The organism is Streptomyces sp. NPDC096048 (genome assembly GCF_044763415.1).
Classification (GTDB): domain Bacteria; phylum Actinomycetota; class Actinomycetes; order Streptomycetales; family Streptomycetaceae; genus Streptomyces.
In genome coordinates this window covers 127,984-150,527 of record NZ_JBIWGG010000003.1, presented here as the reverse complement: position 1 = coordinate 150,527, position 22,544 = coordinate 127,984, and the positions used below count along the sequence as shown (strand labels likewise).

The 22,544-nt window shown below is 71.2% G+C and carries 24 protein-coding genes; 17 read left to right on the top strand and 7 right to left on the bottom strand.

What is annotated here, in order from left to right; all coding sequences use genetic code 11:
- The gene (tkt, locus tag ACIQ6R_RS08705; RefSeq protein WP_404219789.1) at positions 1-2,088 is read right to left on the bottom strand and encodes a transketolase; all 2,088 of its coding nucleotides are present in this window, start codon (positions 2,086-2,088) and stop codon (positions 1-3) included.
- 398 nt (positions 2,089-2,486) lie between these two features.
- On the opposite strand from tkt, the gene ACIQ6R_RS08700 reads away from it, so the two are divergent.
- From ACIQ6R_RS08700 to ACIQ6R_RS08690, 3 genes are all read left to right on the top strand, one after another.
- Entirely contained in the window at positions 2,487-3,440 is a 954-nt protein-coding gene (locus ACIQ6R_RS08700; RefSeq protein WP_404173816.1) for a heme o synthase, read from the top strand.
- A gap of 98 nt (positions 3,441-3,538) precedes the next feature.
- Entirely contained in the window at positions 3,539-3,883 is a 345-nt protein-coding gene (locus tag ACIQ6R_RS08695; RefSeq protein WP_404185525.1) for a hypothetical protein, read from the top strand.
- Positions 3,884-4,014: 131 nt separating this feature from the next.
- A complete protein-coding gene (locus ACIQ6R_RS08690; protein ID WP_404219787.1) occupies positions 4,015-5,169 on the top strand; it encodes an amidohydrolase family protein in 1,155 nt (384 codons plus the stop codon).
- On the opposite strand, the gene ACIQ6R_RS08685 is transcribed toward ACIQ6R_RS08690, so the two are convergent.
- From ACIQ6R_RS08685 to ACIQ6R_RS08670, 4 genes are all read right to left on the bottom strand, one after another.
- Positions 5,156-6,163, bottom strand: a complete 1,008-nt coding sequence (locus tag ACIQ6R_RS08685; RefSeq protein WP_404185519.1) for a heme A synthase — start codon at positions 6,161-6,163, stop codon at positions 5,156-5,158. The genes ACIQ6R_RS08690 and ACIQ6R_RS08685 overlap by 14 nt on opposite strands.
- 58 nt (positions 6,164-6,221) lie before the next feature.
- Positions 6,222-6,998, bottom strand: coding sequence for an ABC transporter permease (locus ACIQ6R_RS08680; protein ID WP_404219785.1), 777 nt, complete (start codon positions 6,996-6,998; stop codon positions 6,222-6,224).
- Entirely contained in the window at positions 6,995-7,918 is a 924-nt protein-coding gene (locus tag ACIQ6R_RS08675; RefSeq protein WP_404185513.1) for an ABC transporter ATP-binding protein, read from the bottom strand. Before ACIQ6R_RS08675 ends, ACIQ6R_RS08680 begins: the two co-directional genes overlap by 4 nt.
- Before the next feature lie 294 nt (positions 7,919-8,212).
- Positions 8,213-9,001, bottom strand: coding sequence for an aminoglycoside N(3)-acetyltransferase (locus ACIQ6R_RS08670; RefSeq protein WP_404219783.1), 789 nt, complete (start codon positions 8,999-9,001; stop codon positions 8,213-8,215).
- Positions 9,002-9,161: 160 nt separating this feature from the next.
- On the opposite strand from ACIQ6R_RS08670, the gene ACIQ6R_RS08665 reads away from it, so the two are divergent.
- From ACIQ6R_RS08665 to ACIQ6R_RS08610, 12 genes are all read left to right on the top strand, one after another.
- Entirely contained in the window at positions 9,162-9,923 is a 762-nt protein-coding gene (locus ACIQ6R_RS08665) for a helix-turn-helix transcriptional regulator (RefSeq protein WP_404219781.1), read from the top strand.
- Positions 9,920-11,341: a Fe-S cluster assembly protein SufB gene (sufB, locus tag ACIQ6R_RS08660; protein WP_003976894.1), complete on the top strand. Its 1,422-nt coding sequence runs from the start codon at positions 9,920-9,922 to the stop codon at positions 11,339-11,341. The genes ACIQ6R_RS08665 and sufB overlap by 4 nt, the downstream gene beginning before the upstream one ends.
- A gap of 58 nt (positions 11,342-11,399) precedes the next feature.
- Positions 11,400-12,584, top strand: coding sequence for a Fe-S cluster assembly protein SufD (gene sufD / locus ACIQ6R_RS08655; RefSeq protein ID WP_404219780.1), 1,185 nt, complete (start codon positions 11,400-11,402; stop codon positions 12,582-12,584).
- On the top strand, positions 12,581-12,898 hold the full coding sequence (locus ACIQ6R_RS08650) for a non-heme iron oxygenase ferredoxin subunit (RefSeq protein ID WP_003976896.1): 318 nt from the start codon (positions 12,581-12,583) through the stop codon (positions 12,896-12,898). The genes sufD and ACIQ6R_RS08650 overlap by 4 nt, the downstream gene beginning before the upstream one ends.
- A gap of 7 nt (positions 12,899-12,905) precedes the next feature.
- Positions 12,906-13,670 carry a Fe-S cluster assembly ATPase SufC gene (gene sufC, locus ACIQ6R_RS08645; RefSeq protein WP_404185500.1) on the top strand — a complete coding sequence of 255 codons (765 nt, stop codon included), beginning with the start codon at positions 12,906-12,908 and terminating at the stop codon, positions 13,668-13,670.
- On the top strand, positions 13,667-14,923 hold the full coding sequence (locus tag ACIQ6R_RS08640) for a cysteine desulfurase (protein ID WP_404185497.1): 1,257 nt from the start codon (positions 13,667-13,669) through the stop codon (positions 14,921-14,923). The genes sufC and ACIQ6R_RS08640 overlap by 4 nt, the downstream gene beginning before the upstream one ends.
- Before the next feature lie 17 nt (positions 14,924-14,940).
- Positions 14,941-15,411 (top strand): Fe-S cluster assembly sulfur transfer protein SufU, encoded by a 471-nt coding sequence (gene sufU, locus ACIQ6R_RS08635; protein ID WP_404185494.1) that lies wholly within the window; start codon positions 14,941-14,943, stop codon positions 15,409-15,411.
- Complete coding sequence (locus ACIQ6R_RS08630; protein ID WP_055416328.1) at positions 15,408-15,740, top strand: metal-sulfur cluster assembly factor; 333 nt, start codon at positions 15,408-15,410, stop codon at positions 15,738-15,740. The genes sufU and ACIQ6R_RS08630 overlap by 4 nt, the downstream gene beginning before the upstream one ends.
- 117 nt (positions 15,741-15,857) lie before the next feature.
- Positions 15,858-16,178, top strand: coding sequence for a DMT family transporter (locus ACIQ6R_RS08625; protein ID WP_404185491.1), 321 nt, complete (start codon positions 15,858-15,860; stop codon positions 16,176-16,178).
- A complete protein-coding gene (locus ACIQ6R_RS08620; protein WP_404185488.1) occupies positions 16,178-16,717 on the top strand; it encodes a TetR/AcrR family transcriptional regulator in 540 nt (179 codons plus the stop codon). The genes ACIQ6R_RS08625 and ACIQ6R_RS08620 overlap by 1 nt, the downstream gene beginning before the upstream one ends.
- Before the next feature lie 109 nt (positions 16,718-16,826).
- Positions 16,827-17,828, top strand: coding sequence for a 2,3,4,5-tetrahydropyridine-2,6-dicarboxylate N-succinyltransferase (gene dapD, locus ACIQ6R_RS08615; protein ID WP_404219778.1), 1,002 nt, complete (start codon positions 16,827-16,829; stop codon positions 17,826-17,828).
- Positions 17,829-18,073: 245 nt separating this feature from the next.
- Positions 18,074-18,304 carry a hypothetical protein gene (locus ACIQ6R_RS08610; protein ID WP_404185482.1) on the top strand — a complete coding sequence of 77 codons (231 nt, stop codon included), beginning with the start codon at positions 18,074-18,076 and terminating at the stop codon, positions 18,302-18,304.
- Here ACIQ6R_RS08610 and dapA read toward each other — a convergent pair.
- On the bottom strand, positions 18,289-19,215 hold the full coding sequence (gene dapA, locus ACIQ6R_RS08605; protein ID WP_404219776.1) for a 4-hydroxy-tetrahydrodipicolinate synthase: 927 nt from the start codon (positions 19,213-19,215) through the stop codon (positions 18,289-18,291). The two genes, ACIQ6R_RS08610 and dapA, sit on opposite strands and share 16 nt — an antisense overlap.
- A 155-nt stretch (positions 19,216-19,370) precedes the next feature.
- Between dapA and ACIQ6R_RS08600 the strand changes: the two genes are divergently transcribed.
- Both ACIQ6R_RS08600 and ACIQ6R_RS08595 read left to right on the top strand, forming a co-directional pair.
- Positions 19,371-19,793: a phage holin family protein gene (locus tag ACIQ6R_RS08600; protein ID WP_404185476.1), complete on the top strand. Its 423-nt coding sequence runs from the start codon at positions 19,371-19,373 to the stop codon at positions 19,791-19,793.
- A complete protein-coding gene (locus tag ACIQ6R_RS08595; protein ID WP_404219774.1) occupies positions 19,790-20,287 on the top strand; it encodes a DUF3618 domain-containing protein in 498 nt (165 codons plus the stop codon). Before ACIQ6R_RS08600 ends, ACIQ6R_RS08595 begins: the two co-directional genes overlap by 4 nt.
- A 293-nt stretch (positions 20,288-20,580) precedes the next feature.
- Here the strand turns inward: ACIQ6R_RS08595 and ACIQ6R_RS08590 are convergent, their stop codons facing one another.
- Positions 20,581-22,410 carry an endonuclease/exonuclease/phosphatase family protein gene (locus ACIQ6R_RS08590; RefSeq protein WP_404219772.1) on the bottom strand — a complete coding sequence of 610 codons (1,830 nt, stop codon included), beginning with the start codon at positions 22,408-22,410 and terminating at the stop codon, positions 20,581-20,583.
- Positions 22,411-22,544: the final 134 nt, after the last annotated feature.

Sequence of the window (22,544 nt, the reverse complement as noted above, 5' to 3'; positions counted from 1 at the left end):
TCAGCGCTGGGCTGCGGTCAGCGATTCCCGGGCGGCGGCGGCCACGTTCTCGGCAGTGAAGCCGAACTCGCGGAAGAGCACCTTGCCGTCCGCCGAAGCACCGAAGTGCTCCAGGGAAACGATGCGGCCGGCGTCCCCCACGTACTTGTGCCAGGTGAGGCCGATCCCGGCCTCCACCGCGACACGGGCCCGCACGGACGGGGGCAGGACGCTGTCCCGGTACCCCTGGTCCTGCTGCTCGAACCACTCGACGGACGGCATGGACACCACGCGGGTCGGCACACCGTCGGCCTGGAGCCGCTCGCGCGCCTCCACGGCGACGTGTACCTCGGAACCGGTGGCGATGAGGAGGACCTCGGCGTCGCCGCCCTCCGCCTCGAACAGCACGTAGCCGCCCTTGGCCGCGTCCTCGTTCGCCTCGTACGTCGGCACACCCTGACGGGTCAGCGCCAGGCCGTGCGGCTGGCCCTTGCCGAACTCCTTCGTCCAGCGCCCCAGGATCTCGCGCCAGGCGATCGCGGTCTCGTTGGCGTCCGCCGGGCGGACCACGTTCAGACCCGGGATGGCGCGCAGCGAGGCGAGGTGCTCGACGGGCTGGTGGGTCGGGCCGTCCTCGCCCAGACCGATGGAGTCGTGCGTCCACACGTACGTCACCGGCAGGTGCATCAGCGCCGACAGACGGACGGCGTTGCGCATGTAGTCCGAGAAGACCAGGAACGTTCCGCCGTAGATGCGGGTGTTGCCGTGCAGCGCGATGCCGTTCATCTCCGCGGCCATCGCGTGCTCGCGGATACCGAAGTGGATCGTGCGGCCGTACGGGTCCGCCTCGGGCAGCGGGTTGTCCGCCGGGAGGAAGGACGACGTCTTGTCGATCGTCGTGTTGTTCGAGCCGGCCAGGTCGGCCGAGCCGCCCCACAGCTCGGGGACGACCGCGCCGAGCGCCTGGAGGACCTTGCCGGACGCGGCGCGGGTGGCGACGCCCTTGCCCGTCTCGAAGACCGGGATCTTCTCCTCCCAGCCCTTGGGCAGCTCGCCCTTGGCGACCCGCTCGTACTCGGCGGCGCGGTCGGGGTTGTTGTCCCGCCACTGCTGGAAGGACTTCTCCCACACCGCGCGGGCCGCCTGGCCCCGCTCCAGCGCCTGCCGGGTGTGGCCGATGACCTCGTCGGAGACCTCGAAGGACTTCTCCGGGTCGAAGCCCAGGACCCGCTTGGTCGCCGCGACCTCGTCGTCGCCGAGCGCCGAGCCGTGCGCGGCCTCGGTGTTCTGGGCGTTCGGGGCGGGCCAGGCGATGATCGAGCGCATGGCGATGAAGGACGGCCGGTCGGTGACCTTCTTCGCCGCCTCGATCGCGTCGTAGAGCGCGTTCGGGTCCAGGTCGCCGTCCGGCTTCGGGGCGACGCGCTGCACGTGCCAGCCGTACGCCTCGTACCGCTTGCAGGTGTCCTCGGAGACGGCGGTCTCGGTGTCGCCCTCGATCGAGATGTGGTTGTCGTCCCACAGCAGGACCAGGTTGCCGAGCTTCTGGTGGCCCGCGAGGGAGGAGGCCTCGGCGGAGATGCCCTCCTGGAGGCAGCCGTCACCGGCGATGCAGTAGATGAAGTGGTCGAACGGGGACTCGCCCTCGGCGGCCTCCGGGTCGAACAGGCCGCGCTCGTAGCGGGCGGCCATCGCCATGCCCACCGCGTTGGCGACACCCTGACCGAGCGGGCCGGTCGTCGTCTCCACGCCCGTGGTGTGGCCGTACTCGGGGTGGCCCGGGGTCTTGGAGCCCCACGTGCGGAAGGACTCCAGGTCCGCCAGCTCCAGGCCGAAGCCGGCCAGGTAGAGCTGGGTGTAGAGGGTCAGCGACGAGTGGCCGGCGGACAGCACGAAACGGTCGCGTCCGACCCAGTTCGCGTCGGCGGGGTCGTGCCGCATCACCTTCTGGAAGAGGGTGTAGGCGGCGGGCGCCAGGCTCATCGCCGTACCCGGATGGCCGTTGCCAACCTTCTGTACGGCATCGGCGGCCAGGACGCGGGCGGTGTCCACGGCCCGCTGGTCCAGTTCGGTCCACTCGAGGTCTGTGGTGGTCGGCTTGGTGCTCACCCTGAGTCAGGGCTCCTCTCCACATGTCGGATGCCGGTGCACGTGGGCGCCCACCGGCTGCCGGCGCGTCCTGAGTCGGCCGGCCGTTGTTGAGCCTACCCCCGTAAGTACGTGCGTTTTTCCGCTGGAAACCAGACTGCCGGGACTCTCCTGGATCCGCCTGTCGACTGGGCGAAACCGCATTCGGCAAGTGAATACGGAGCCGCTCATCTGACCGCTCAATCGACTCCCCGAACGCACGTCGGAGCACCCCCTCGCATGCGTCCTGGAGCACCCCCCTCAACACGACCCCACCCCCGCGAAGGCCGAGGTATGGGCAACGTCTAAAGTGGCGTGGTACGCGCGAGCCCTTTACCGCCACTTCACACGGTCGGGCTTGCTGGGAGTCTCTGTCAGGGGTGTGCGTGACGGCCGTTGAATCCCGTCCTGCGGGGGTTATCGGGACGAGCGAGAGCCCGAGTCACCGGCCGTTCGGGGCCCGTGTCAAGGCATTCGTGGCGTTGACCAAGCCGCGGATCATCGAGCTTCTGCTGATCACCACCGTTCCGGTGATGTTCCTCGCCGAGCAGGGTGTTCCGGATCTGAAGCTGGTGCTGCTGACCTGCGTCGGCGGCTATCTGTCCGCGGGCGGCGCCAACGCCCTGAACATGTACATCGACCGCGACATCGACGCGCTGATGGACCGCACCTCGCAGCGCCCGCTGGTGACCGGCATGGTCAGCCCGGCCGAATGCCTCGTCTTCGGTATCACGCTGGCCATCGTCTCGACCCTGCTGTTCGGCCTCACCGTGAACTGGCTGTCGGCCTGGCTCTCGCTCGGCGCGCTCCTCTTCTACGTCGTCGTCTACACGATGATCCTCAAGCGCCGCACCTCGCAGAACATCGTCTGGGGCGGCATCGCCGGCTGTCTGCCGGTGCTCATCGGCTGGTCGGCCGTGACCGACTCGATGTCCTGGGCACCGATCATCCTCTTCGGGGTGATGTTCTTCTGGACGCCGCCGCACTACTGGCCGCTGTCCATGAAGGTCAAGGAGGACTACGCGCGCGTGGGCGTGCCGATGCTCCCGGTCATCGCCTCCAACAAGGTCGTGGCCCGGCAGATCGTCATCTACAGCTGGGTGATGGTCGTCGTGTCGCTGCTGCTGACGCCGCTCGGCTACACCGGCTGGTTCTACACGGCGGTCGCCCTGCTGGCCGGCGGCATGTGGCTGTGGGAGGCGCACGGGCTGCAGAACCGCGCCAAGGCCGAGGCCACGGGCGGCAAGCTCAAGGAGATGCGCCTCTTCCACTGGTCCATCACCTATGTGTCGGTGCTGTTCCTGGCGATCGCGGTGGACCCCTTCCTGCGCTGAGTACCCGTTCTCCGAGAACTCCGACGGGCGGGGTGCGTGGCCAAGGCCACGCACCCCGCCCGTCGCCGTTCGATCTACCCGTCGGTAGCATCCTGGTCATGGCAGACACGCAGCAGGTTGAGACGAAGGCCGACCGGTGGGCCGAGCGCCGGGTGACCCGGCTGGCCGGGCGGATCGACTCCTTCTCCAAGGCGCACGGCGGCGCCGAGGGCCAGGTGGCCTACCTCGGTGAGCGCGGCGCCCGGATCGTGCTCGTCGGCGCGGACGGCGCCTGGGGCGACCTGGTCGCGCGCTCCTACGAGACGGCGCGGAAGGCCGTCGAGAAGTCCGGGATCACCGTCCACGAGGACTTCGACGGCGAGTTCGCGGCCAAGGTGGAGACCGGCCCCTACGAGTGGTCGCGCATGGCGGGCATCCAGGTGGGCGGGCCGAGCAACACCTGAGACCGGGTTCACCCGTTAGGACCGTAGGAAGCCGTGAGGCGCGCGAGCCGTGAAGGCGCACGTGCCCCAGGGCGCACGAGCGACAAGGCGCACGAGCCAAAAGGCGCACGGTCCCATCACGGGGAGTCCGGATGATCGAAACGCCGTCCCTGGTGGACCAGTACTGCCACGGCGTCCTGAGAACGGAGCTGGGCCTCGGCACCTTCGAGGCCCGGCTGGCCCGCACCGAGGGACCGCCCGCGCCGGGCACCACCCTCTTCGACACCCAGACCGGCTTCGCGGTACGCCGCTGGTGCCCGCCCCTGCTGGGCCTGGAACCGCACTGCACGCCCGCCCGCTATCTGGCCCGGCGCCGCGAACTGGGCGTCATGGAGGCCGACCGCCGGCTGCTGCGCGGCAGCGGCATCACGACCTACCTGGTCGACGCGGGCCTGCCCGGCGACCTCACCGGCCCCGCCGAGATGGCGTCCGCGGCGGACGCGGACGCTCACGAGATCGTGCGCCTCGAACTGCTGGCCGAGCAGGTCGCCGACACCTCCGGCACCGTCGAGTCCTTTCTCGCCAACCTCGCCGAGGCCGTGCACGGCGCCGCCGCGAACGCGGTCGCCTTCACCTCCGTCGCGGGCGTACGGCACGGTCTGGCGCTCGCGCCGGAACCGCCGGGCCCGGGGGAGGTGCGCGGCGCCGCCGCCCGCTGGCTGACGGGACGCGAGGTCGGCGGTGAGCTGAGCGACCCGGTGCTCCTGCGGCACCTGCTGTGGATCGCCGTGGCCTCGGGGCTGCCGCTCCAGCTGCACGCGGGCCTCGGCGAGCCCGGCCTGCGCATCGACCGCACCGACCCGGTCCTGCTGACCGACTTCGTGCGGGCCACCGCCGGCCTCGGCACCGACCTGGTCCTGCTGCACGGCTACCCGTACCACCGCCACGCCGCCCACCTCGCCGGCGTCTTCCCGCACGTCTACGCCGACTCGGGCGCCGCCCTGGTACGCACCGGTGCCCGCGCGGCGACGGTCCTCGCGGAGATCCTGGAGCTGGCCCCCTTCGGCAAGATCCTGTTCTCCAGCGGCGCCCAGGGCCTGCCCGAACTGCACGTGGTCGCCGCCCGCCTGTTCCGCGAGGCCCTGGGACGGGTGCTGGGCACCTGGGTGGCCGAGGGGGCCTGGTCCCTCGGGGACGCGCAGCGGGTGGCCGGGATGATCGCGTCGGGGAACGCGGGGCGGGTGTACGGCCTGGAGCGGGAACCGGCGGGTGCCGCCGGGAACGTGAGGCCGTTCAGGCCCGTGTGAGCGTCGCCTCCACCGCCGGGCCGGGCACACCGGCCGTCTCCTCCGGCCGCTCGCGCAGCGCCAGCAGCACCCTCAGCGCCGCGATCCACATCACGCACGAGCCGAACATGTGCAGGGCGACCAGGACCTCGGGCAGGTCGGTGAAGTACTGGACGTAGCCGATGGCCCCCTGCGCGAGCAGCACCAGGAACAGGTCGCGGGTGCGGGCCAGCGGGCCCTTGGGCGCGTCGACCGCCTTCAGGACGAACCACAGGGCGAACGTCAGCGTCACCACGATCCACGCCAGCACGGCGTGCACCTTGCTCACCGTCTCCCAGTCGAGCGGCATCCGGGGGACGTCACTGGAGTCGCCCGCGTGCGGGCCGGCGCCGGTGACCACCGTGCCGACCGCGATCAGCAGCACGGAGACGGCGATCAGCGCCCACACCAGCTGCTGGACGGCCTTGCCGACCAGGGGGCGCGGTGCCGCGTCGCCCTCCCGGGTGCGCTGCCACATCACGGTCGCGACCGCGATCAGCGCGGTCGACAGCAGGAAGTGGGCCGCGACGGTGTACGGGTTGAGGCCGACCAGGACCACGATGCCGCCGAGGACGGCATTGCCCATCACGATCCAGAACTGCAGCCAGCCCAGCCGCGTCACGCCGCGCCGGTAGGGCTTCTGCGACCGCGCGGCGATGATCGCCCAGCCGACCGCGGCGCACAGCACGTAGGTCAGCAGGCGGTTGCCGAACTCGATGACGCCGTGGAAGCCCATCTCGCTGGTGGTGGTCAGCGAGTCGTCGGTGCACTTGGGCCAGGTCGGGCAGCCGAGGCCCGAGCCGGTCAGGCGTACGGCACCGCCGGTGACGACGATGAGCACCGCCATGGTGAGCGCGGCGAGGGCCGCCCGGCGGACCGTCCGGGGCTCCGGGGTCCAGCGTGCGGCGATGAAGGCGAGCGGGTTGCGCACGGCGGCTGCGGCGTCGGCACGGGTCACGTTTGGCACGCCGTCCATCGTAGGCGCCCGCTTGTGCACGCTTTCACGAGGGGGCCCCGTCCCCCCGCGCGCGTCCTCACTCCCAGCGGAAGAACCTCCCGGCCGCCGCGAGCCCCGCGACCGCCCAGACGGCGAGGATTCCCAGGTCGCCCCAGGGCATCCCGGCCCCGTGCTGGAGGACGTCCCGCAGCCCGTCCGACAGGGCGGAGATCGGCAGCAGCCCCAGCACGCTCTGCGCCGCGTCCGGGAACTCGTCCAGCGGCACGATCACGCCGCCGCCCACGAGCAGCAGCAGGAAGACCAGGTTGGCGGCGGCCAGCGTGGCCTCCGCCTTCAGCGTGCCCGCCATGAGCAGCCCGAGCCCGGAGAAGGCGGCCGTGCCGAGGACCAGGAGCAGCAGCACGGCGAACGGGTTGCCGTGCGGCGACCAGCCCAGCGCGAAGGCGATCACCGTCAGCAGCACGATCTGGAGCACCTCGGTGACCAGCACGGACACCGTCTTCGCGGTCATCAGGCCCCAGCGCGGCAGCGGTGAGGCGGCCAGCCGCTTCAGCACCCCGTACCGGCGCTCGAAGCCGGTGCCGATGGCCTGCCCGGTGAACGCCGTCGACATCACGGCGAGCGCCAGGACGCCGGGCGCGAGGAAGTCGACGGCCTCGCCGGCGCCGGTGTCGATGATGTCCACGGAACTGAACAGGACGAGCAGCAGCGTCGGGATGATCACCGTCAGCAGCAGCTGCTCGCCGTTGCGCAGCAGCATCTTCGTCTCGAGCAGGGCCTGGGTCGCGATCATCCGGCCGAGCGGCGCGGCACCGGGCTTCGGCGTGTAGGTGCCGGTGGGTGTCGTCGTCATGAGCGCAGTTCCTTGCCCGTCAGTTCCAAGAACACGTCCTCCAAGGTGTGCCGCTCCACCGAGATGCGGTCCGGCATCACTCCGTGCTGGGCGCACCAGGAGGTCACCGTGGCGAGCAGCTGGGGATCGACCTTGCCGTTGACGCGGTAGGAGCCCGGGGTCAGCTCGGCGGCCGCGGAGTCCGCGGGCAGCGCCTTGAGCAGGGAGGCGACGTCCAGTCCCGGCCGGCCGGAGAACCGCAGGGTGTTCTCGGCCCCGCCGCGGCACAGCTCCTCGGGCGAGCCCTGCGCGATGACCCGGCCGGCGTCGATGATGGCGACGTCGTCGGCCAGCTGCTCGGCCTCGTCCATGTGGTGCGTGGTGAGGATCACCGAGACGCCGTCACCGCGCAGGTCCCGTACGAGGTCCCAGGTGGCGCGGCGGGCCTGCGGGTCCAGGCCGGCGGTCGGCTCGTCCAGGAACACCAGCTCGGGGCGGCCGACCACGGCCATCGCGAGGGCGAGCCGCTGCTGCTGGCCGCCGGAGAGCCTGCGGTACGTCGTCCGGCCGCACGCGCCGAGGCCGAGCCGCTCGATGAGCGCGTCGACGTCCAGCGGGTGGGCGTGCAGCTTCGCGACGTGCCGCAGCATCTCGTCCGCGCGGGCGCCGGAGTAGACGCCGCCGGACTGGAGCATCACGCCGATCCGGGGCCGCAGCTCGGAGCCCTGTGCCACCGGGTCGAGGCCCAGCACGCGCACCGTGCCGGAGTCGGGCCTGCGGTACCCCTCGCAGGTCTCGACCGTGGTCGTCTTGCCCGCCCCGTTGGGGCCGAGTACGGCGGTGACACCCGCCCGGGCCGCCAGGTCGAGGCCGTCCACCGCGGTCTTCGTGCCGTACCGCTTCACCAGGGCCTGGACCTGGACCACGGGCTCGCTTCGCATGGGTCACGAGTCTAGGTACGCGGACGGGGGCTCAGGCGCGGGGGTGCGGGATCTCCTCCCCGGGGGTGGGCGTACGGGGCGCTCGCGGGGGCCGGTGAACGCCCCGCGTCGGACCGGCGTACGGCGCGCTCAAGGGGCCCGCGCGGGGGCTGCGGCGGGGCCGGCGTACGGCGCTCGGGGCCCCGTGAGCCGTCGCTCGCGGGGTGCGCGGGGTCCGTGCGGGGCCGCCGCCGACCCGCGCCGGTGAGCGGTGCGGGGGCTGCGCGACCGGGCACGTCGCCCCCGCCCGCGCCGCTACTCGCGGGGCCGGTGCACCGGCAGCCACCGCTCCGCGTAGGCGACCGCGTCCACCAGCGGGAACAGCCGGGTGACGGCCGCGCCGACCCGCCCGCGTACGACGGGCCGATCGCGTTCGAAGTCGTGGCCCAGCTCGTCGAACCGGTCCGAGGTGATCGACACCTCGGTCACGCGTTCCCAGCCCACCGGACCCGGCCGCCCCACCTCCACCAGCGGGGACGGAATCCGGTACTCGGCGAGGTGGAAGCCCGTGCAGGCCTCGAAGCCCGTGCCGAGCAGAAGGACCCGGGCACCCATCCGCTCCAGGGTCGCCAGCGGGCTGCGCTCGCCCAGCCGGCAGTCGGTCGCGTGCCCCGCGACCACCTCGGCGGCGCGGGGGCCCAGGGCCGCGAAGGACGTCTGCGGGTGCGCGCTGCGCAGGGCGCCCGGCCAGGTGCGCACGGTCTCGGGAACCACCCCGACCCCGCGTGAGGGAGTGATCAGCGGGTCGTAGGCGGGCATCGCGGTCCGGACGGTGGCCCACCATTCCTCGGGCACCGGCGGGCTCTTCCACAGGGCCGGGTCCGAGAGGTCGCCGGTCTGGGTGGGGACCACCAGCGTGCCGTCCGGGCCGAGCGCGTCGAGCAGTCCCTGGACGACCGCGACCGGGCCTCCGCAGACCCAGCCGAGGGAGCTGAGGGAGGAGTGCACGAGCAGGGTGTCGTCGGTCCGCACGCCCAGCTCGCGCAGCCCGGCGGCGATCGTGCCGCGGGTGACGAGTGGGCCGGTGGGAGGGGGTGTGGGCATGCCGGGGAGTGTCCCGCAGGCCGGTCACGGGCGCCACCGGATTGATCGATCAAAGATCGTTTCCGCAGGTCAGATTAGGTATACCTAAGTGACGCAGGGCACCGTCCGAAGATCCGGACCCGGCTTGCCCGCCTCGGCGGAATTACGCAACAATGGCGTTGTGAAAAACGTTGGCGAGGCTCCGCAGGAGGAACTCGCGACCGGTGAGCGGTCCACCCGCAACCGCGTCGCGCGCTCCATCCTGGACCACGGGCCGTCGACCGTCGCCGAGCTCGCCGGGCGCCTGGGCCTCACTCAGGCCGCCGTCCGGCGCCACCTCGACGCGCTGGTCGCCGACGACGTGGTCGAAGCCCGTGAGCAGCGGGTCTACGGCACGCGCACGCGCGGGCGACCCGCCAAGGTCTTCGCGCTCACCGACTGCGGCCGGGACGCCTTCGACCAGTCGTACGACAAGCTGGCCGCGGACGCCCTGCGCTGGATCGGTCGGCAGGAGGGCGGGGAGCAGGCGATCGCCGCCTTCGCCCGCGCCCGGATCGCCGCCCAGTCAGGCGCGTACCGCAAGGCGGTCGAGTCCGTCCCGCCCGAAAAGCGCACGGAAGCGCTGGCCAGGGCCCTGAGCGCGGACGGGTACGCTGCTACCGCGCGGAGCGCACCCCATCCCCAACAGGGCGAGCAGCTGTGCCAGCACCACTGCCCGGTCGCCCACGTCGCAGAGCAGTTTCCGCAGCTGTGCGAGGCGGAGACGGAATTTTTCGCCGAGCTGCTCGGTACTCATGTACAGCGGCTCGCGACCATCGCGCACGGCGACGGGGTCTGCACCACGTTCATTCCGAAGACTTCGCACGCGCCGCCCACGGCGGCGCAAGCGTCCACGAACACCGCTAACGCATCTGCAAGCACGGCCGGGAGGAACCCCGCATGACTCTCCCCACGGAGACTGCTCACCCTGAGCTCGAGGGCCTGGGCAAGTACGAATACGGCTGGGCCGACTCCGACACGGCCGGCGCCTCTGCCAAGCGCGGCATCAACGAGGACGTCGTCCGCGACATCTCCGCGAAGAAGAACGAGCCGGAGTGGATGACCAAGCTCCGCCTCAAGGGCCTGCGCCTCTTCGAGAAGAAGCCCATGCCCAACTGGGGCTCGGACCTGTCGGGCATCGACTTCGACAACATCAAGTACTTCGTGCGCTCCACGGAGAAGCAGGCGGAGTCCTGGGAGGACCTGCCCGAGGACATCAAGAACACGTACGACAAGCTCGGCATCCCCGAGGCGGAGAAGCAGCGCCTCGTCGCCGGTGTCGCGGCCCAGTACGAGTCGGAGGTCGTCTACCACCAGATCCGTGAGGACCTGGAGGAGCAGGGCGTCATCTTCCTGGACACCGACACGGCCCTGAAGGAGCACCCGGAGCTCTTCAAGGAGTACTTCGGGACCGTCATCCCCGTCGGCGACAACAAGTTCGCCTCGCTGAACAGCGCGGTGTGGTCCGGCGGCTCCTTCATCTACGTGCCGAAGGGCGTGCACGTCGAGATCCCGCTCCAGGCCTACTTCCGTATCAACACGGAGAACATGGGCCAGTTCGAGCGGACCCTGATCATCGTCGACGAGGGCGCCTACGTGCACTACGTCGAGGGCTGCACCGCCCCGATCTACAAGTCGGACTCGCTGCACTCCGCGGTCGTCGAGATCATCGTCAAGAAGAACGCCCGCTGCCGCTACACGACCATCCAGAACTGGTCGAACAACGTCTACAACCTGGTCACCAAGCGCGCCGTGGCGTACGAGGGCGCGACCATGGAGTGGATCGACGGCAACATCGGCTCCAAGGTGACGATGAAGTACCCGGCCGTCTACCTGATGGGCGAGCACGCCAAGGGCGAGACCCTGTCCATCGCCTTCGCGGGCGAGGGCCAGCACCAGGACGCCGGCTCCAAGATGGTCCACATGGCGCCGAACACGTCCTCCAACATCGTCTCGAAGTCCGTGGCGCGCGGCGGCGGCCGTACGTCCTACCGCGGTCTCGTCGAGATCGGCGAGGGCGCCCACGGCTCCAAGTCGAACGTGCTGTGCGACGCGCTGCTCGTCGACACCATCTCCCGCTCCGACACGTACCCGTACGTGGACGTCCGCGAGGACGACGTGTCCATGGGCCACGAGGCGACCGTCTCCAAGGTCTCCGAGGACCAGCTCTTCTACCTGATGAGCCGCGGTCTGAGCGAGTTCGAGGCGATGGCGATGATCGTGCGCGGCTTCGTCGAGCCGATCGCCAAGGAGCTGCCGATGGAGTACGCCCTCGAGCTCAACCGGCTGATCGAGCTGCAGATGGAAGGCGCGGTCGGTTAAGACCCGCCCCGAAGCAGTCGCCAGATTTCTGACGTAGGAAGAGAGCAGACCGACAGCCATGGCTGAGGCTCAGAACATCCCCGTGGGGTCCACCACCGCGGGCCAGATCGCGGTGGCCGCCGAGTCGACCGTCGCCACGCGCATGAGCGCGCCCGCGTCCTTCGACGTGGCGGACTTCCCGGTCCCGCACGGCCGCGAGGAGGAGTGGCGGTTCACGCCGCTGGAGCGGCTGCGCGGGCTGCACGACGGCACCGCGGTCGCCACCGGCGACGGCGTGAAGGTCGACATCGACGCGCCCGAGGGCGTCGTCGTCGAGACCGTCGGCCGTGACGACGCGCGCATCGGCAGGGCCGGCACCCCGGTGGACCGGGTCGCCGCCCAGGCCTACTCGGCGTTCGAGAAGGCCGGCGTGCTCACCGTCCCCAAGGAGACGGTCCTCACCGAGCCGATCCGCATCTCCGTGCACGGCGACGGCGGCACCGCCTACGCCCACCAGGTCGTCGAGCTGGGTGCCTTCGCCGAGGCCGTGGTCGTCATCGACCACACCGGTGACGCGGTACTCGCGGCCAACGTCGACTACGTCCTGGGCGACGGCGCCAAGCTGACCGTCGTCTCCGTCCAGGACTGGGACGACAAGGCCGTGCACGTCGGCCAGCACAACGCGCTGATCGGCCGGGACGCGACCTTCAAGTCGTTCGTGGTCACCTTCGGCGGCGACCTGGTCCGGCTGCACCCGCGCGTCGCCTACGCCGGTCCCGGCGGCGAGGCCGAGCTGTTCGGCCTGTACTTCACCGACCAGGGCCAGCACCAGGAGCACCGCCTCCTGGTCGACCACAACGTCCCGCACTGCAAGTCCAACGTCGTCTACAAGGGCGCGCTGCAGGGCGACGACGCGCACGCGGTCTGGATCGGCGACGTGCTCATCGAGGCCGCGGCCGAGGGCACCGACACCTACGAGATGAACCGCAACCTCGTCCTCACGGACGGCGCCCGGGTCGACTCGGTGCCGAACCTGGAGATCGAGACCGGCGAGATCGTCGGCGCCGGTCACGCCTCCGCCACCGGCCGCTTCGACGACGAGCAGCTCTTCTACCTGATGGCGCGCGGCATCCCCGAGATCGACGCCCGCCGCCTGGTGGTCCGCGGCTTCTTCGCCGAGCTGGTCCAGCAGATCGGCGTCGCGGACATCGAGGAGCGTCTGCTCGCCAAGATCGACGAGGAGCTGGAGGCGTCGGTCGCATGACCTTCGTACGCGTCTGTGGAGCGGACGAGCTGGAGGAGGACACCCCCAAGAGGGTGGAACTCGACGGCACGCCGATCTCCGTCGTGCGGACCGAGGGCGAGCTGTTCGCGATCCACGACATCTGCTCGCACGCGAACGTCTCCCTCGCCGAGGGCGAGGTCGACGACTGCCACATCGAGTGCTGGCTGCACGGCTCGCGCTTCGACCTCCGTTCCGGCAAGCCCGACAGTCTTCCGGCGACGCGCCCCGTCCCCGTATACCCCGTAAAGATCGAAGGGGACGACGTGCTCGTCTCCCTCACCCAGGAGTCCTGAGGCACCCATGGCAACGCTTGAAATCCGAGACCTGCACGTCACCGTCGAGGCCGACAACGCCACGAAGGAGATCCTCAAGGGCGTCGACCTCACCGTGAAGCAGGGCGAGACGCACGCCATCATGGGCCCGAACGGCTCCGGCAAGTCGACCCTCGCCTACTCCCTCGCGGGTCACCCCAAGTACACGATCACCGGCGGCACCGTGCTGCTCGACGGTGAGGACGTCCTGGAGATGTCCGTCGACGAGCGCGCCCGCGCCGGCCTGTTCCTCGCGATGCAGTACCCGGTCGAGGTCCCCGGCGTCTCGGTCTCCAACTTCCTGCGCACCTCCGCCACCGCCGTCCGCGGCGAGGCCCCCAAGCTGCGCCACTGGGTGAAGGAGGTCAAGGAGACCATGGAGCGCCTCAACATGGACCCCGCCTTCGCCGAGCGCAACGTCAACGAGGGCTTCTCCGGCGGTGAGAAGAAGCGCCACGAGATCCTCCAGCTGGAGCTGCTCAAGCCGAAGATCGCGATCCTCGACGAGACCGACTCCGGCCTCGACGTCGACGCCCTGCGCGTCGTCTCCGAGGGCGTCAACCGCGTCCACGAGTCGGGCGAGGTCGGCACTCTGCTGATCACCCACTACACGCGCATCCTGCGCTACATCAAGCCCGACCACGTCCACGTCTTCGCAGGCGGCCGCATCGCCGAGTCGGGCGGCCCCGAGCTGGCCGACAAGCTGGAGGCCGAGGGCTACGAGGCATACACGAAGGGCGGCGCATCCGAGTGACACAGCTGCCGGGCCTCCTCGACACCGAGGCGATCCGCAAGGACTTCCCGATCCTGGACCGCCAGGTCCACGACGGGCACAAGCTCGTCTACCTGGACAACGCGGCGACCTCGCAGAAGCCGCGCCAGGTGCTGGACGCGCTCAGCGAGTACTACGAGCGCTACAACGCCAACGTCCACCGTGGCGTGCACGTCCTCGCCGAGGAGGCCACGGCACTGTACGAGGGCGCGCGGGACAAGGTCGCGGAGTTCATCAACGCGCCCTCCCGCGACGAGGTGATCTTCACCAAGAACGCCTCGGAGTCGCTCAACCTGGTCGCGAACATGCTGGGCTGGGCCGACGACCCCTACCGCGTGGACTCCGACACCGAGATCGTCATCACGGAGATGGAGCACCACTCCAACATCGTGCCGTGGCAGCTGCTCGCCCAGCGCACCGGCGCGAAGCTCCGCTGGTTCGGCCTCACGGACGACGGCCGCCTCGACCTCTCGAACATCGAGGAGGTCATCACCGAGAAGACGAAGATCGTCTCCTTCGTGCTGGTCTCCAACATCCTGGGCACCCAGAACCCGGTCGAGGCGATCGTGCGCCGCGCCCAGGAGGTCGGCGCGCTCGTCTGCGTCGACGCCTCCCAGGCCGCGCCGCACATGCCGATGGACGTACAGGCCCTCCAGGCCGACTTCGTGGCCTTCACCGGCCACAAGATGTGCGGCCCGACGGGCATCGGCGTCCTGTGGGGCCGCCAGGAACTGCTGGAGGACCTCCCGCCCTTCCTCGGCGGCGGCGAGATGATCGAGACGGTCTCGATGCACTCCTCGACCTACGCCCCGGCCCCCCACAAGTTCGAGGCGGGCACGCCCCCGATCGCGCAGGCGGTGGGCCTGGGCGCGGCGATCGACTATCTCGGCTCGATCGGCATGGACAAGATCCTGGCCCACGAGCACGCGCTGACCGAGTACGCGGTGAAGCGCCTGCTGGAGGTCCCGGACCTGCGCATCATCGGCCCGACGACGGCCGAGGAACGCGGCGCGGCGATCAGCTTCGCGCTCGGCGACATCCACCCCCACGACGTGGGCCAGGTCCTCGACGAGCAGGGCATCGCGGTCCGGGTCGGCCACCACTGCGCCCGCCCCGTCTGCCTGCGCTACGGAATTCCTGCGACCACGCGAGCGTCGTTCTATCTGTACTCCACGCCGGCCGAGATCGACGCACTGGTCGACGGCCTGGAGCACGTACGGAACTTCTTCGGCTGACGGGACGAGCGAAGAGCATGAAGCTGGACTCCATGTACCAGGAAGTCATCCTGGACCACTACAAGAACCCGCACGGGCGTGGTCTGAGGGACGGCGACGCCGAGGTGCACCACGTCAACCCGACGTGCGGCGACGAGATCACGCTGCGCGTGAAGTACGACGGCACGACGGTCAGCGACGTCAGCTACGAGGGCCAGGGCTGCTCGATCAGCCAGGCGAGCGCCTCCGTGCTGAACGACCTGCTGGTCGGCAAGGACCTCGCCCAGGCGCAGCGGATCCAGGAGACCTTCCTGGAGCTGATGCAGTCCAAGGGCAGGATCGAGCCGGACGACGCGATGGAGGAGGTCCTGGAGGACGCGGTCGCGTTCGCCGGGGTCTCGAAGTACCCGGCCCGGGTCAAGTGCGCCCTGCTGAGCTGGATGGCCTGGAAGGACGCGACGTCCCAGGCACTGGACGGCGCCGACGCCGAGAAGGAGACGACGGCATGAGTGAGACCGTGGAAATGAAGCCGGCCTCCGAGGAGGAGGTCCGCGAGGCCCTGCTGGACGTCGTGGACCCCGAGCTGGGCATCGACGTGGTCAATCTGGGCCTGATCTACGGCGTCCACATCGACGACGCGAACATCGCGACCATCGACATGACCCTGACGTCGGCGGCCTGTCCGCTGACCGACGTGATCGAGGACCAGGCCAAGTCCGCCACGGACGGCATCGTCAACGAGCTGCGGATCAACTGGGTCTGGATGCCGCCGTGGGGCCCGGACAAGATCACGGACGACGGCCGCGAGCAGCTGCGCGCGCTGGGGTTCAACGTCTGAGGCACACCGCTGCCGCGTAGACACCGCGGTACACAACGAGAACGGCGACACCCACCGGGTGTCGCCGTTTCTGTGTCCGGGGAGCCTCTCGGGGCTCCGTTATGTACGCTCGTACACATGGGATATCTGCTCCTGGCCGGAGCCATCGCCGCCGAGGTCGCCGGGACCACCGCCATGAAGTACAGCGAGGGCTTCAGCAGGCTGGGCCCCTCACTGCTGACGGCGCTCGCGTACGTGCTCTCCTTCGCGCTGCTCGCCCAGACCCTGAAGGTCCTCGCCGTCGGCACCGCGTACGCCATCTGGGCCGGCGTGGGCACCGCCGCCATCGCCGCGATCGGGGTGACGTTCATGGGCGAGGGGATGACCGTCACCAAGGCCGCCGGCATCGCACTGATCATCGTCGGCGTGGTGGTGCTGAACCTGGGCGGCGCGCACTGATGTCCCGGCGCCACGACCCCGAGCGGCGCCAGCGCATCATCGACGCGGCGATCCGGGTCGTCGGACGGAAGGGCATCGCCGGCCTCAGTCACCGCACCGTCGCCGCCGAGGCCGACGTGCCCCTCGGCTCGACGACGTACCACTTCGCGACCCTGGACGAACTCCTGGTCGCCGCCCTGCGCCAGGCGAACGAGGGCTTCGCCAAGGTGGTCGCCGCCCACCCGGCCCTGGCGGACCCCCGCGCCGACCTGCCCGCCGAACTCGCCCGCGTGCTCGGCGAATGGCTGGCCGGCGACCGCACCGGCGTCGAGCTGGAGTACGAGCTGTACCTGGCCGCCCTGCGCCGCCCCGCCCTGCGCCCGGTCGCCGCGGAGTGGGCCGAGGGCGTCGCCGACCTCCTCGCCTGCCGCACGGACCCGGTCACGGCCCGCGCCCTGGTCGCCCTGCTGGACGGCATCTGCCTCCAGGTACTGCTGACGGGGGCGCCGTACGACGAGGAGTGCGCGAGGGAGATGCTGGGGCGGGTACACGGTCGGTGACCGGGACGAACCTCGCGAAAAGCCCCCGGCGCGTCCCGTACCGCCCGGCACGCGAGACGCCCGAGGGGCCGGCTCGCTTCCGCGGGCGACGGCCGGTTAGGTTGCCCTCATGACCGACACGACTGCTCCCCGCACCACCGGCGCCGTGGCCGCCGGGCTTGCCACGATCGCCGCCGACGGCACCGTCCTCGACACCTGGTTCCCGGCCCCCGAACTCTCCGCTGCGAGCGCCGAGGGCCCTGGCCCGTCCGGCACCGAGCGCCTCACCGCCGAGCAGGCCGCCGAACTCCTCGGCGGCGGCGCGGCCGCGGCGGTCGGTCCGGACGCCCGGCGCGGCGTCGAAGTGGTCGCGGTCCGCACGGTCATCGCCTCGCTGGACGAGAAGCCGGTCGACACGCACGACGTCTACCTGCGCCTGCACCTGCTCTCCCACCGCCTGGTCAAGCCGCACGGCCAGAACCTGGACGGCATCTTCGCCCACCTGGCCAACGTCGCCTGGACCTCGCTCGGCCCGGTCGCCGTGGACGACATCGAGAAGGTGCGCCTCAACGCCCGCGCCGAGGGCCTGCACCTCCAGGTGACCTCGGTCGACAAGTTCCCGCGCATGACGGACTACGTCGCCCCCAAGGGCGTCCGCATCGCCGACGCCGACCGGGTCCGGCTCGGCGCGCACCTCTCCGCGGGCACCACGGTCATGCACGAGGGCTTCGTCAACTTCAACGCGGGCACGCTCGGCACCTCGATGGTCGAGGGCCGCATCTCCGCGGGCGTCGTCGTCGGCGACGGCTCCGACATCGGCGGCGGCGCCTCCACCATGGGCACCCTCTCCGGCGGCGGCAACGTCCGCATCGTCATCGGCGAGCGCTGCCTGGTCGGCGCCGAGGCGGGCGTCGGCATCGCGCTCGGCGACGAATGCGTGGTCGAGGCCGGCCTCTACGTCACCGCCGGCACCCGCGTGACGATGCCCGACGGCCAGGTCGTCAAGGCCCGCGAACTCTCCGGCGCCTCCAACATCCTCTTCCGCCGCAACTCGGTCACGGGCACGGTCGAGGCTCGCCCGAACAACGCGGTGTGGGGCGGTCTGAACGACGTCCTGCACAGCCACAACTGACGCCGTAGCCGGTCGCCGACGGACGGGCCGCCCTTCTGACACGCCCCTGCCGGGCTGTCGGGAGGGCGGTCGCCGTTTTTGGGCGTGGCTGTGGGGGGTGTGTTCCGCCGACGCGGCGAGGGCGCGTGCCGCGAGCGCCCCCGCACGTACGGATGACGGCCCGTGACCTTCCGGTGGTCTTGGCGGATGAACTGGTGGACGCAGAGTCCGATCAGACGCCGATCCGACGAAACGAGGGGCCTGGTATGACGAACGAGCGGGCGAGGACCGTGGCGCGTTGGCTGGCCGGGGCGGGCGCCGCGGTGCTGGTGTGCTGGGGCTCGGCGGGGGTCGCGCAGGCGGACGAGACCACCTCCGGTTCGCACAACGGCCCCCGGGTCGGCCTCCTCAACGTCAACGTGGGGCAGATCGACGACCCGGCGGAGGACGTACTGGAGCACACGCTGCTGCTCGGGGACGGCTACACCTGGAGCTGACCGGTGTCGGCGACCAGTTCCTCGTAGGTCGCCAGCAGCCGGTCGGTCGTCTCGCGGTCCGCGGGCCGCAGCGGTGCGCGGACCGGCCCCGCGGGCAGGCCCAGTGCGCCGAGGAGGGCCTTCGCGGTGACCGTGCCGGGCAGGTCCGCGGCCATCATCGGCTCGACGAGCGCGATCGCCCGCCGCTGGAGCAGGGCGGCCCGCCCGGTGTCGCCCGCGTCGAAGGCGTCGAGGACGGCCCGGAACAGGTCCGGCACGACGTTCGCGACCGTGCTGACGTACCCCGCCGCGCCGACCGCGTACAAGGCGAGGACCTGCTCGTCGCATCCCGCGTAGTACGCCAGGTCCGAGCGGGACAGCACCTTCTGGATGCCGAGGACGTCGTAGGAGCAGTCCTTGACGGCGACGATCCGCGGGTGACCGGCGAGGCGGACGAGTGTGTCGGGTTCGATGCGGGTGCCGGTGCGGCCCGGGATGTCGTAGAGGGCGAGCGGCAGTCCGCAGGCGTCCGCGACCTCCAGGAAGTGCGCCTCCAGGGCGTCCTGCGGGGGCTTGCTGTAGTACGGCGTGACCACCAGCAGCCCGTCCGCGCCGGCCCTCTCCGCGGCCAGCGCCAGTTCCACCGTGTGCCGGGTGTCGGCGGTGCCCACTCCGGCGACGACCGACGCCCGGTCCCCGACCGCCTCCCGGACCGCCGTGACCAGTGCCGCCTTCTCGGCGTCCGTGGTGGTCGGCGACTCACCCGTGGTGCCGGACAGCACCAGGCCGTCGCAGCCCCGCGCCACCAGCCGGTCGGCGAGCCGCTGCGCGCCGTCGAGATCGAGCGCGCCGGTCCCGGTGAAGGGCGTGACCATGGCGCACAGGGCGCGGCCGAAGGGGGGTGGGGAGGGGCGGTCGTCGTCTGTCGTCATGGGAGTAGTGTCGGCGGACGAATCGTGTAGCTCCACTTAAATCTGCTACGAGGTATGTGTAAGGAGTGCTGCGTGGTCGGCGGGCGGGACAGGGCAGGGTAGTGCCGGTCGGCCATGGGTACCCGGGGTGCTCCGAACCGAGAGGAGGCGGAACCGTGACCGGGACCATGCACACCAGGCCTGTGCGCGACGAGCAGCAGCACTCCGTGGGTGAACTCGTCGGTCAGGCCACCGAACAGCTCTCCCGGCTCGTGCGCCAGGAAGTGGCCCTCGCCAAGATGGAGCTGGCCGAGAAGGGCAAGCGGGCCGGGCGTGGCGGCGGGATGCTCGGCGCCGCGGGCGCCATCGCGTACGTCGGCCTGTTCGCCCTGGCCGGAACGGCCACCGCCGCGCTCTCGCTGGCGCTGCCCGTCTGGGCCGCGGCCCTCATCGTGACGGCGGTGCTCTTCGTGATCGCCGGCGTACTGGCCATGATGGGCCGCGCCCAGCTCCGCCGCGCCGTGCCCCCGAAACCCGAGGAAGCCCTCGGCAGCGTCAAGGCCGACGTGGACCAGATCAGGGAAAGGGCGCATCGATGACCGACGCGACAAGCGGTGACGGCACGAGGACCGGCTCCACCGCGCAGCCGATCGGCGGGGCCAAGGGGCCCGACGAGCTGCGGCAGCAGATCGAGCAGACCCGCGGCCAGCTCGGCGACACCGTGGAGGAGCTGGCGGGGAAGGCGGATGTGAAGGGCCGCGCCAAGGCCCGGGCCGCCGACCTCAGGGACAAGGCCGGTGCCATGACCGTGCAGCTGCGCAGTTCCGCCGCGCAGGCCGGGCACACCGTGCAGAACAAGGCGAGCCGGGCCGGGCACACCGCGCAGGACAAGGCGAGCCGGGCCGGCCGTACAGCGCAGGACAAGGCGGGCAGGGCCGGGCACACCGTGGAGCAGCGGGTGCCGGGAAGGGCGCGCGGTGCGGTTCGGGCCGGGCTCGGGCATCCCCGTGCGGTGCTGGTCGCCGGTGCGGCGGCCGGCGCGGTGGTCGCCGCGGGCGTGTGGCGGCGCCGTCACCGGCACGGGCCTTGCTGAGGGCGCGGGCGTGACGAGGGGCTCCGGGCGGGGCCCCTCGTCACGCATGGCGTAGCGGTGTACGGCGTACCGGTGCACGGCGTGCCGGGCGCGCTCGCGCCGGCGGGCCCGCGGCGGAGCCGCTGTCCAGGCCCGCGTCGACGCCCTCGCCACACCGGGCGACGGCGTCGGCTCGGCGTAGGCACGGTGGGAGCGGGTGCGGAACCGGCCGGGTCCGAAGAGCGGTACGGTCAACCGCTACGACCACGCCCTCGGCCTCGTACCCCGCTGGACCCGCTCCCTCCGGCCACCGGTCACGGACGGAACCGCAGTACCTGCGGGTCGTGGTCGCTGATCTGGTCGTGGAACTCGGCGTTGACGTGCACGCTGTCGTACGACAGGCGTCCGCCCCACCGGATCGACGGGCTGACCAGGATCTGGTCGAGGACCTGGCTGTTGCCCTGGTAGACGTACGAGTAACGCTCGCTCCGCGGCAGCGACCTGACCGCCGACCACAGGGCGCCGTCGTCCTCCAGGATGCGCGTGGTCTGCGAGAACTCGAAGTCGTTGATGTCGCCGAGGGCGATGACGTCCGCGTTCTTCTGGGTGGAGAGCACGTCCTTGACGAAGGTGTTCACGACCTCCGCCTGGAGGTGGCGCTGCGTCTCCGAACCACGCGACGGCGGCTGGTACTGAGCCGTCAGCCCTTGGTCGCCGCCCTTGGAGTTGAAGTGGTTGGCGATGACCAGGACCGTCCGGCCGCGGAAGACGAACTCGCCGGCCAGCGGCTTGCGGCTGTCCTCCCAGGCGGGGTTCGCCGGGTCCACACGGCCGGGGGAGTGGGTGAGCGCCGCCTTGCCGCGCACCTTCGTCACCCCGGTCGCGGTGGTCGCGTCGCCGGACCCGCGGTCGGTGAAGGAGACCCGCTCCGGGTTGAACAGGAACGCCTGGCGGATGTTGCCGCCGGGCTGGCCGCCGTCCTCGCCGTCGACCGGGTCGATGCCGCGCCAGTCGTAGCGCGGGCCGCCGGCCGCGACGATCGCGTCGATCAGCTTGCCGACCGTCGCGTCGGCGGCCACCGTGCCGTCGTTCGTGGCGCCGTTGTTGTCCTGGATCTCCTCCAGGGACACGATGTCGGGCGACGCGAGGTTGTGCACGATCGCCTCGGCGTGCGCGGCGAAGGTGCCGTCGGACGGGTCGAGGTTCTCGACGTTGTACGTCGCCACCGCCAGCTCGCGGCTGCTCTGCCGGCGCGTCGACTCGCGCTCCAGGCCCCCGCTCTCCAGCGCCCCGATCTCGCTCGCGACCAGCGTGTAGCCGCCGTACTGGTTGTAGTCCAGGGGGCCCGCGGTAGTCCCGGCGAGGGTGTCGCCCACGTGGGCGTCGGGGAAGTCGGCCGGCTCGCCCAGGGACTGGACCTGGAGCCGGCCGGTGTTCTGGGAGTCGTAGGAGCCGTACACCGTGCCGCCGCGACGGTTGGCGTTCTCCCAGGGCTTCACCGTGACCCACAGCTCGGTGTACGGGTCGGTGGCGCCGACCACGCGAGCGTCGGCGACCCGGACGTTCATGCCCTCCAGGGACTCGTAGTGGTCCAGGGCGTAGCGCGTGGGCCGCAGCGGCAGGCCGTTGACCGAACCGTTCGCGGCCTCGTCGCCCTCGGGGGCGTACGCGCGCGGCACGGTGCGGGCGGAGACGGTCGTCGCGGCCGGGACCGCGTTGCCGCTGGAGACGACCGTGAAGGTCGGGCGGGTGATCTCGGTCAGCGACTGGTTCCCGGACGAGGTGCCGCCCGGGACGTACTCCGAGACGGTGCCGGACACGGTGACCGCGTCACCGACGGCGACGCCCTTCGGGGTGGAACCGGTGAAGACGAAGACGCCCTCGCTGGTGGCAGGGTCGGCGTCCGGCCGCGGATCCTGGATCCAGAAACCTCTGGAGGAGCCGTAGCCGCGGACGCCGGTGACGATTCCGGCCACGTCCGTGACCTGCTCGCCGGCGTACGGCGACAGCCGGGTGCTGCCCTGGATGTCGTGGACGCGCACGGAGTCGGCGTGCGCGGGCGGGACGAGGACGACCGTGGACGCCGCCGAGCAGACTGCGGCGACGGTGAGCGCGGCGAGGCGCGAGGAGGACTTGCTGGCCAACGTGATCCCTCCGGGGACGTGAAAGAGCGCCGGGACGAGGGTGGGACGAGGGGTGGCGCGACGGGACGAGGGTGAGGGGACGCGAGGGGCCGCAGGGCACACGTGGACCTGAGTGAACACTTGTCCCCCCGCTT

Excerpts from the sequence above, each read along its gene's own strand:
- ACIQ6R_RS08695 (WP_404185525.1), top strand. The coding sequence starts at position 3,539 with ATGGCAGACACGCAGCAGGTTGAGACGAAGGCCGACCGGTGGGCCGAG.
- ACIQ6R_RS08690 (WP_404219787.1), top strand. The coding sequence starts at position 4,015 with ATGATCGAAACGCCGTCCCTGGTGGACCAGTACTGCCACGGCGTCCTG.
- ACIQ6R_RS08685 (WP_404185519.1), bottom strand. The coding sequence starts at position 6,163 with ATGGACGGCGTGCCAAACGTGACCCGTGCCGACGCCGCAGCCGCCGTG.
- ACIQ6R_RS08680 (WP_404219785.1), bottom strand. The coding sequence starts at position 6,998 with ATGACGACGACACCCACCGGCACCTACACGCCGAAGCCCGGTGCCGCG.
- ACIQ6R_RS08675 (WP_404185513.1), bottom strand. The coding sequence starts at position 7,918 with ATGCGAAGCGAGCCCGTGGTCCAGGTCCAGGCCCTGGTGAAGCGGTAC.
- ACIQ6R_RS08670 (WP_404219783.1), bottom strand. The coding sequence starts at position 9,001 with ATGCCCACACCCCCTCCCACCGGCCCACTCGTCACCCGCGGCACGATC.
- sufB (WP_003976894.1), top strand. The coding sequence starts at position 9,920 with ATGACTCTCCCCACGGAGACTGCTCACCCTGAGCTCGAGGGCCTGGGC.
- sufD (WP_404219780.1), top strand. The coding sequence starts at position 11,400 with ATGGCTGAGGCTCAGAACATCCCCGTGGGGTCCACCACCGCGGGCCAG.
- ACIQ6R_RS08650 (WP_003976896.1), top strand. The coding sequence starts at position 12,581 with ATGACCTTCGTACGCGTCTGTGGAGCGGACGAGCTGGAGGAGGACACC.
- sufC (WP_404185500.1), top strand. The coding sequence starts at position 12,906 with ATGGCAACGCTTGAAATCCGAGACCTGCACGTCACCGTCGAGGCCGAC.
- sufU (WP_404185494.1), top strand. The coding sequence starts at position 14,941 with ATGAAGCTGGACTCCATGTACCAGGAAGTCATCCTGGACCACTACAAG.
- ACIQ6R_RS08630 (WP_055416328.1), top strand. The coding sequence starts at position 15,408 with ATGAGTGAGACCGTGGAAATGAAGCCGGCCTCCGAGGAGGAGGTCCGC.
- ACIQ6R_RS08625 (WP_404185491.1), top strand. The coding sequence starts at position 15,858 with ATGGGATATCTGCTCCTGGCCGGAGCCATCGCCGCCGAGGTCGCCGGG.
- ACIQ6R_RS08620 (WP_404185488.1), top strand. The coding sequence starts at position 16,178 with ATGTCCCGGCGCCACGACCCCGAGCGGCGCCAGCGCATCATCGACGCG.
- dapD (WP_404219778.1), top strand. The coding sequence starts at position 16,827 with ATGACCGACACGACTGCTCCCCGCACCACCGGCGCCGTGGCCGCCGGG.
- ACIQ6R_RS08610 (WP_404185482.1), top strand. The coding sequence starts at position 18,074 with ATGACGAACGAGCGGGCGAGGACCGTGGCGCGTTGGCTGGCCGGGGCG.
- dapA (WP_404219776.1), bottom strand. The coding sequence starts at position 19,215 with ATGACGACAGACGACGACCGCCCCTCCCCACCCCCCTTCGGCCGCGCC.
- ACIQ6R_RS08595 (WP_404219774.1), top strand. The coding sequence starts at position 19,790 with ATGACCGACGCGACAAGCGGTGACGGCACGAGGACCGGCTCCACCGCG.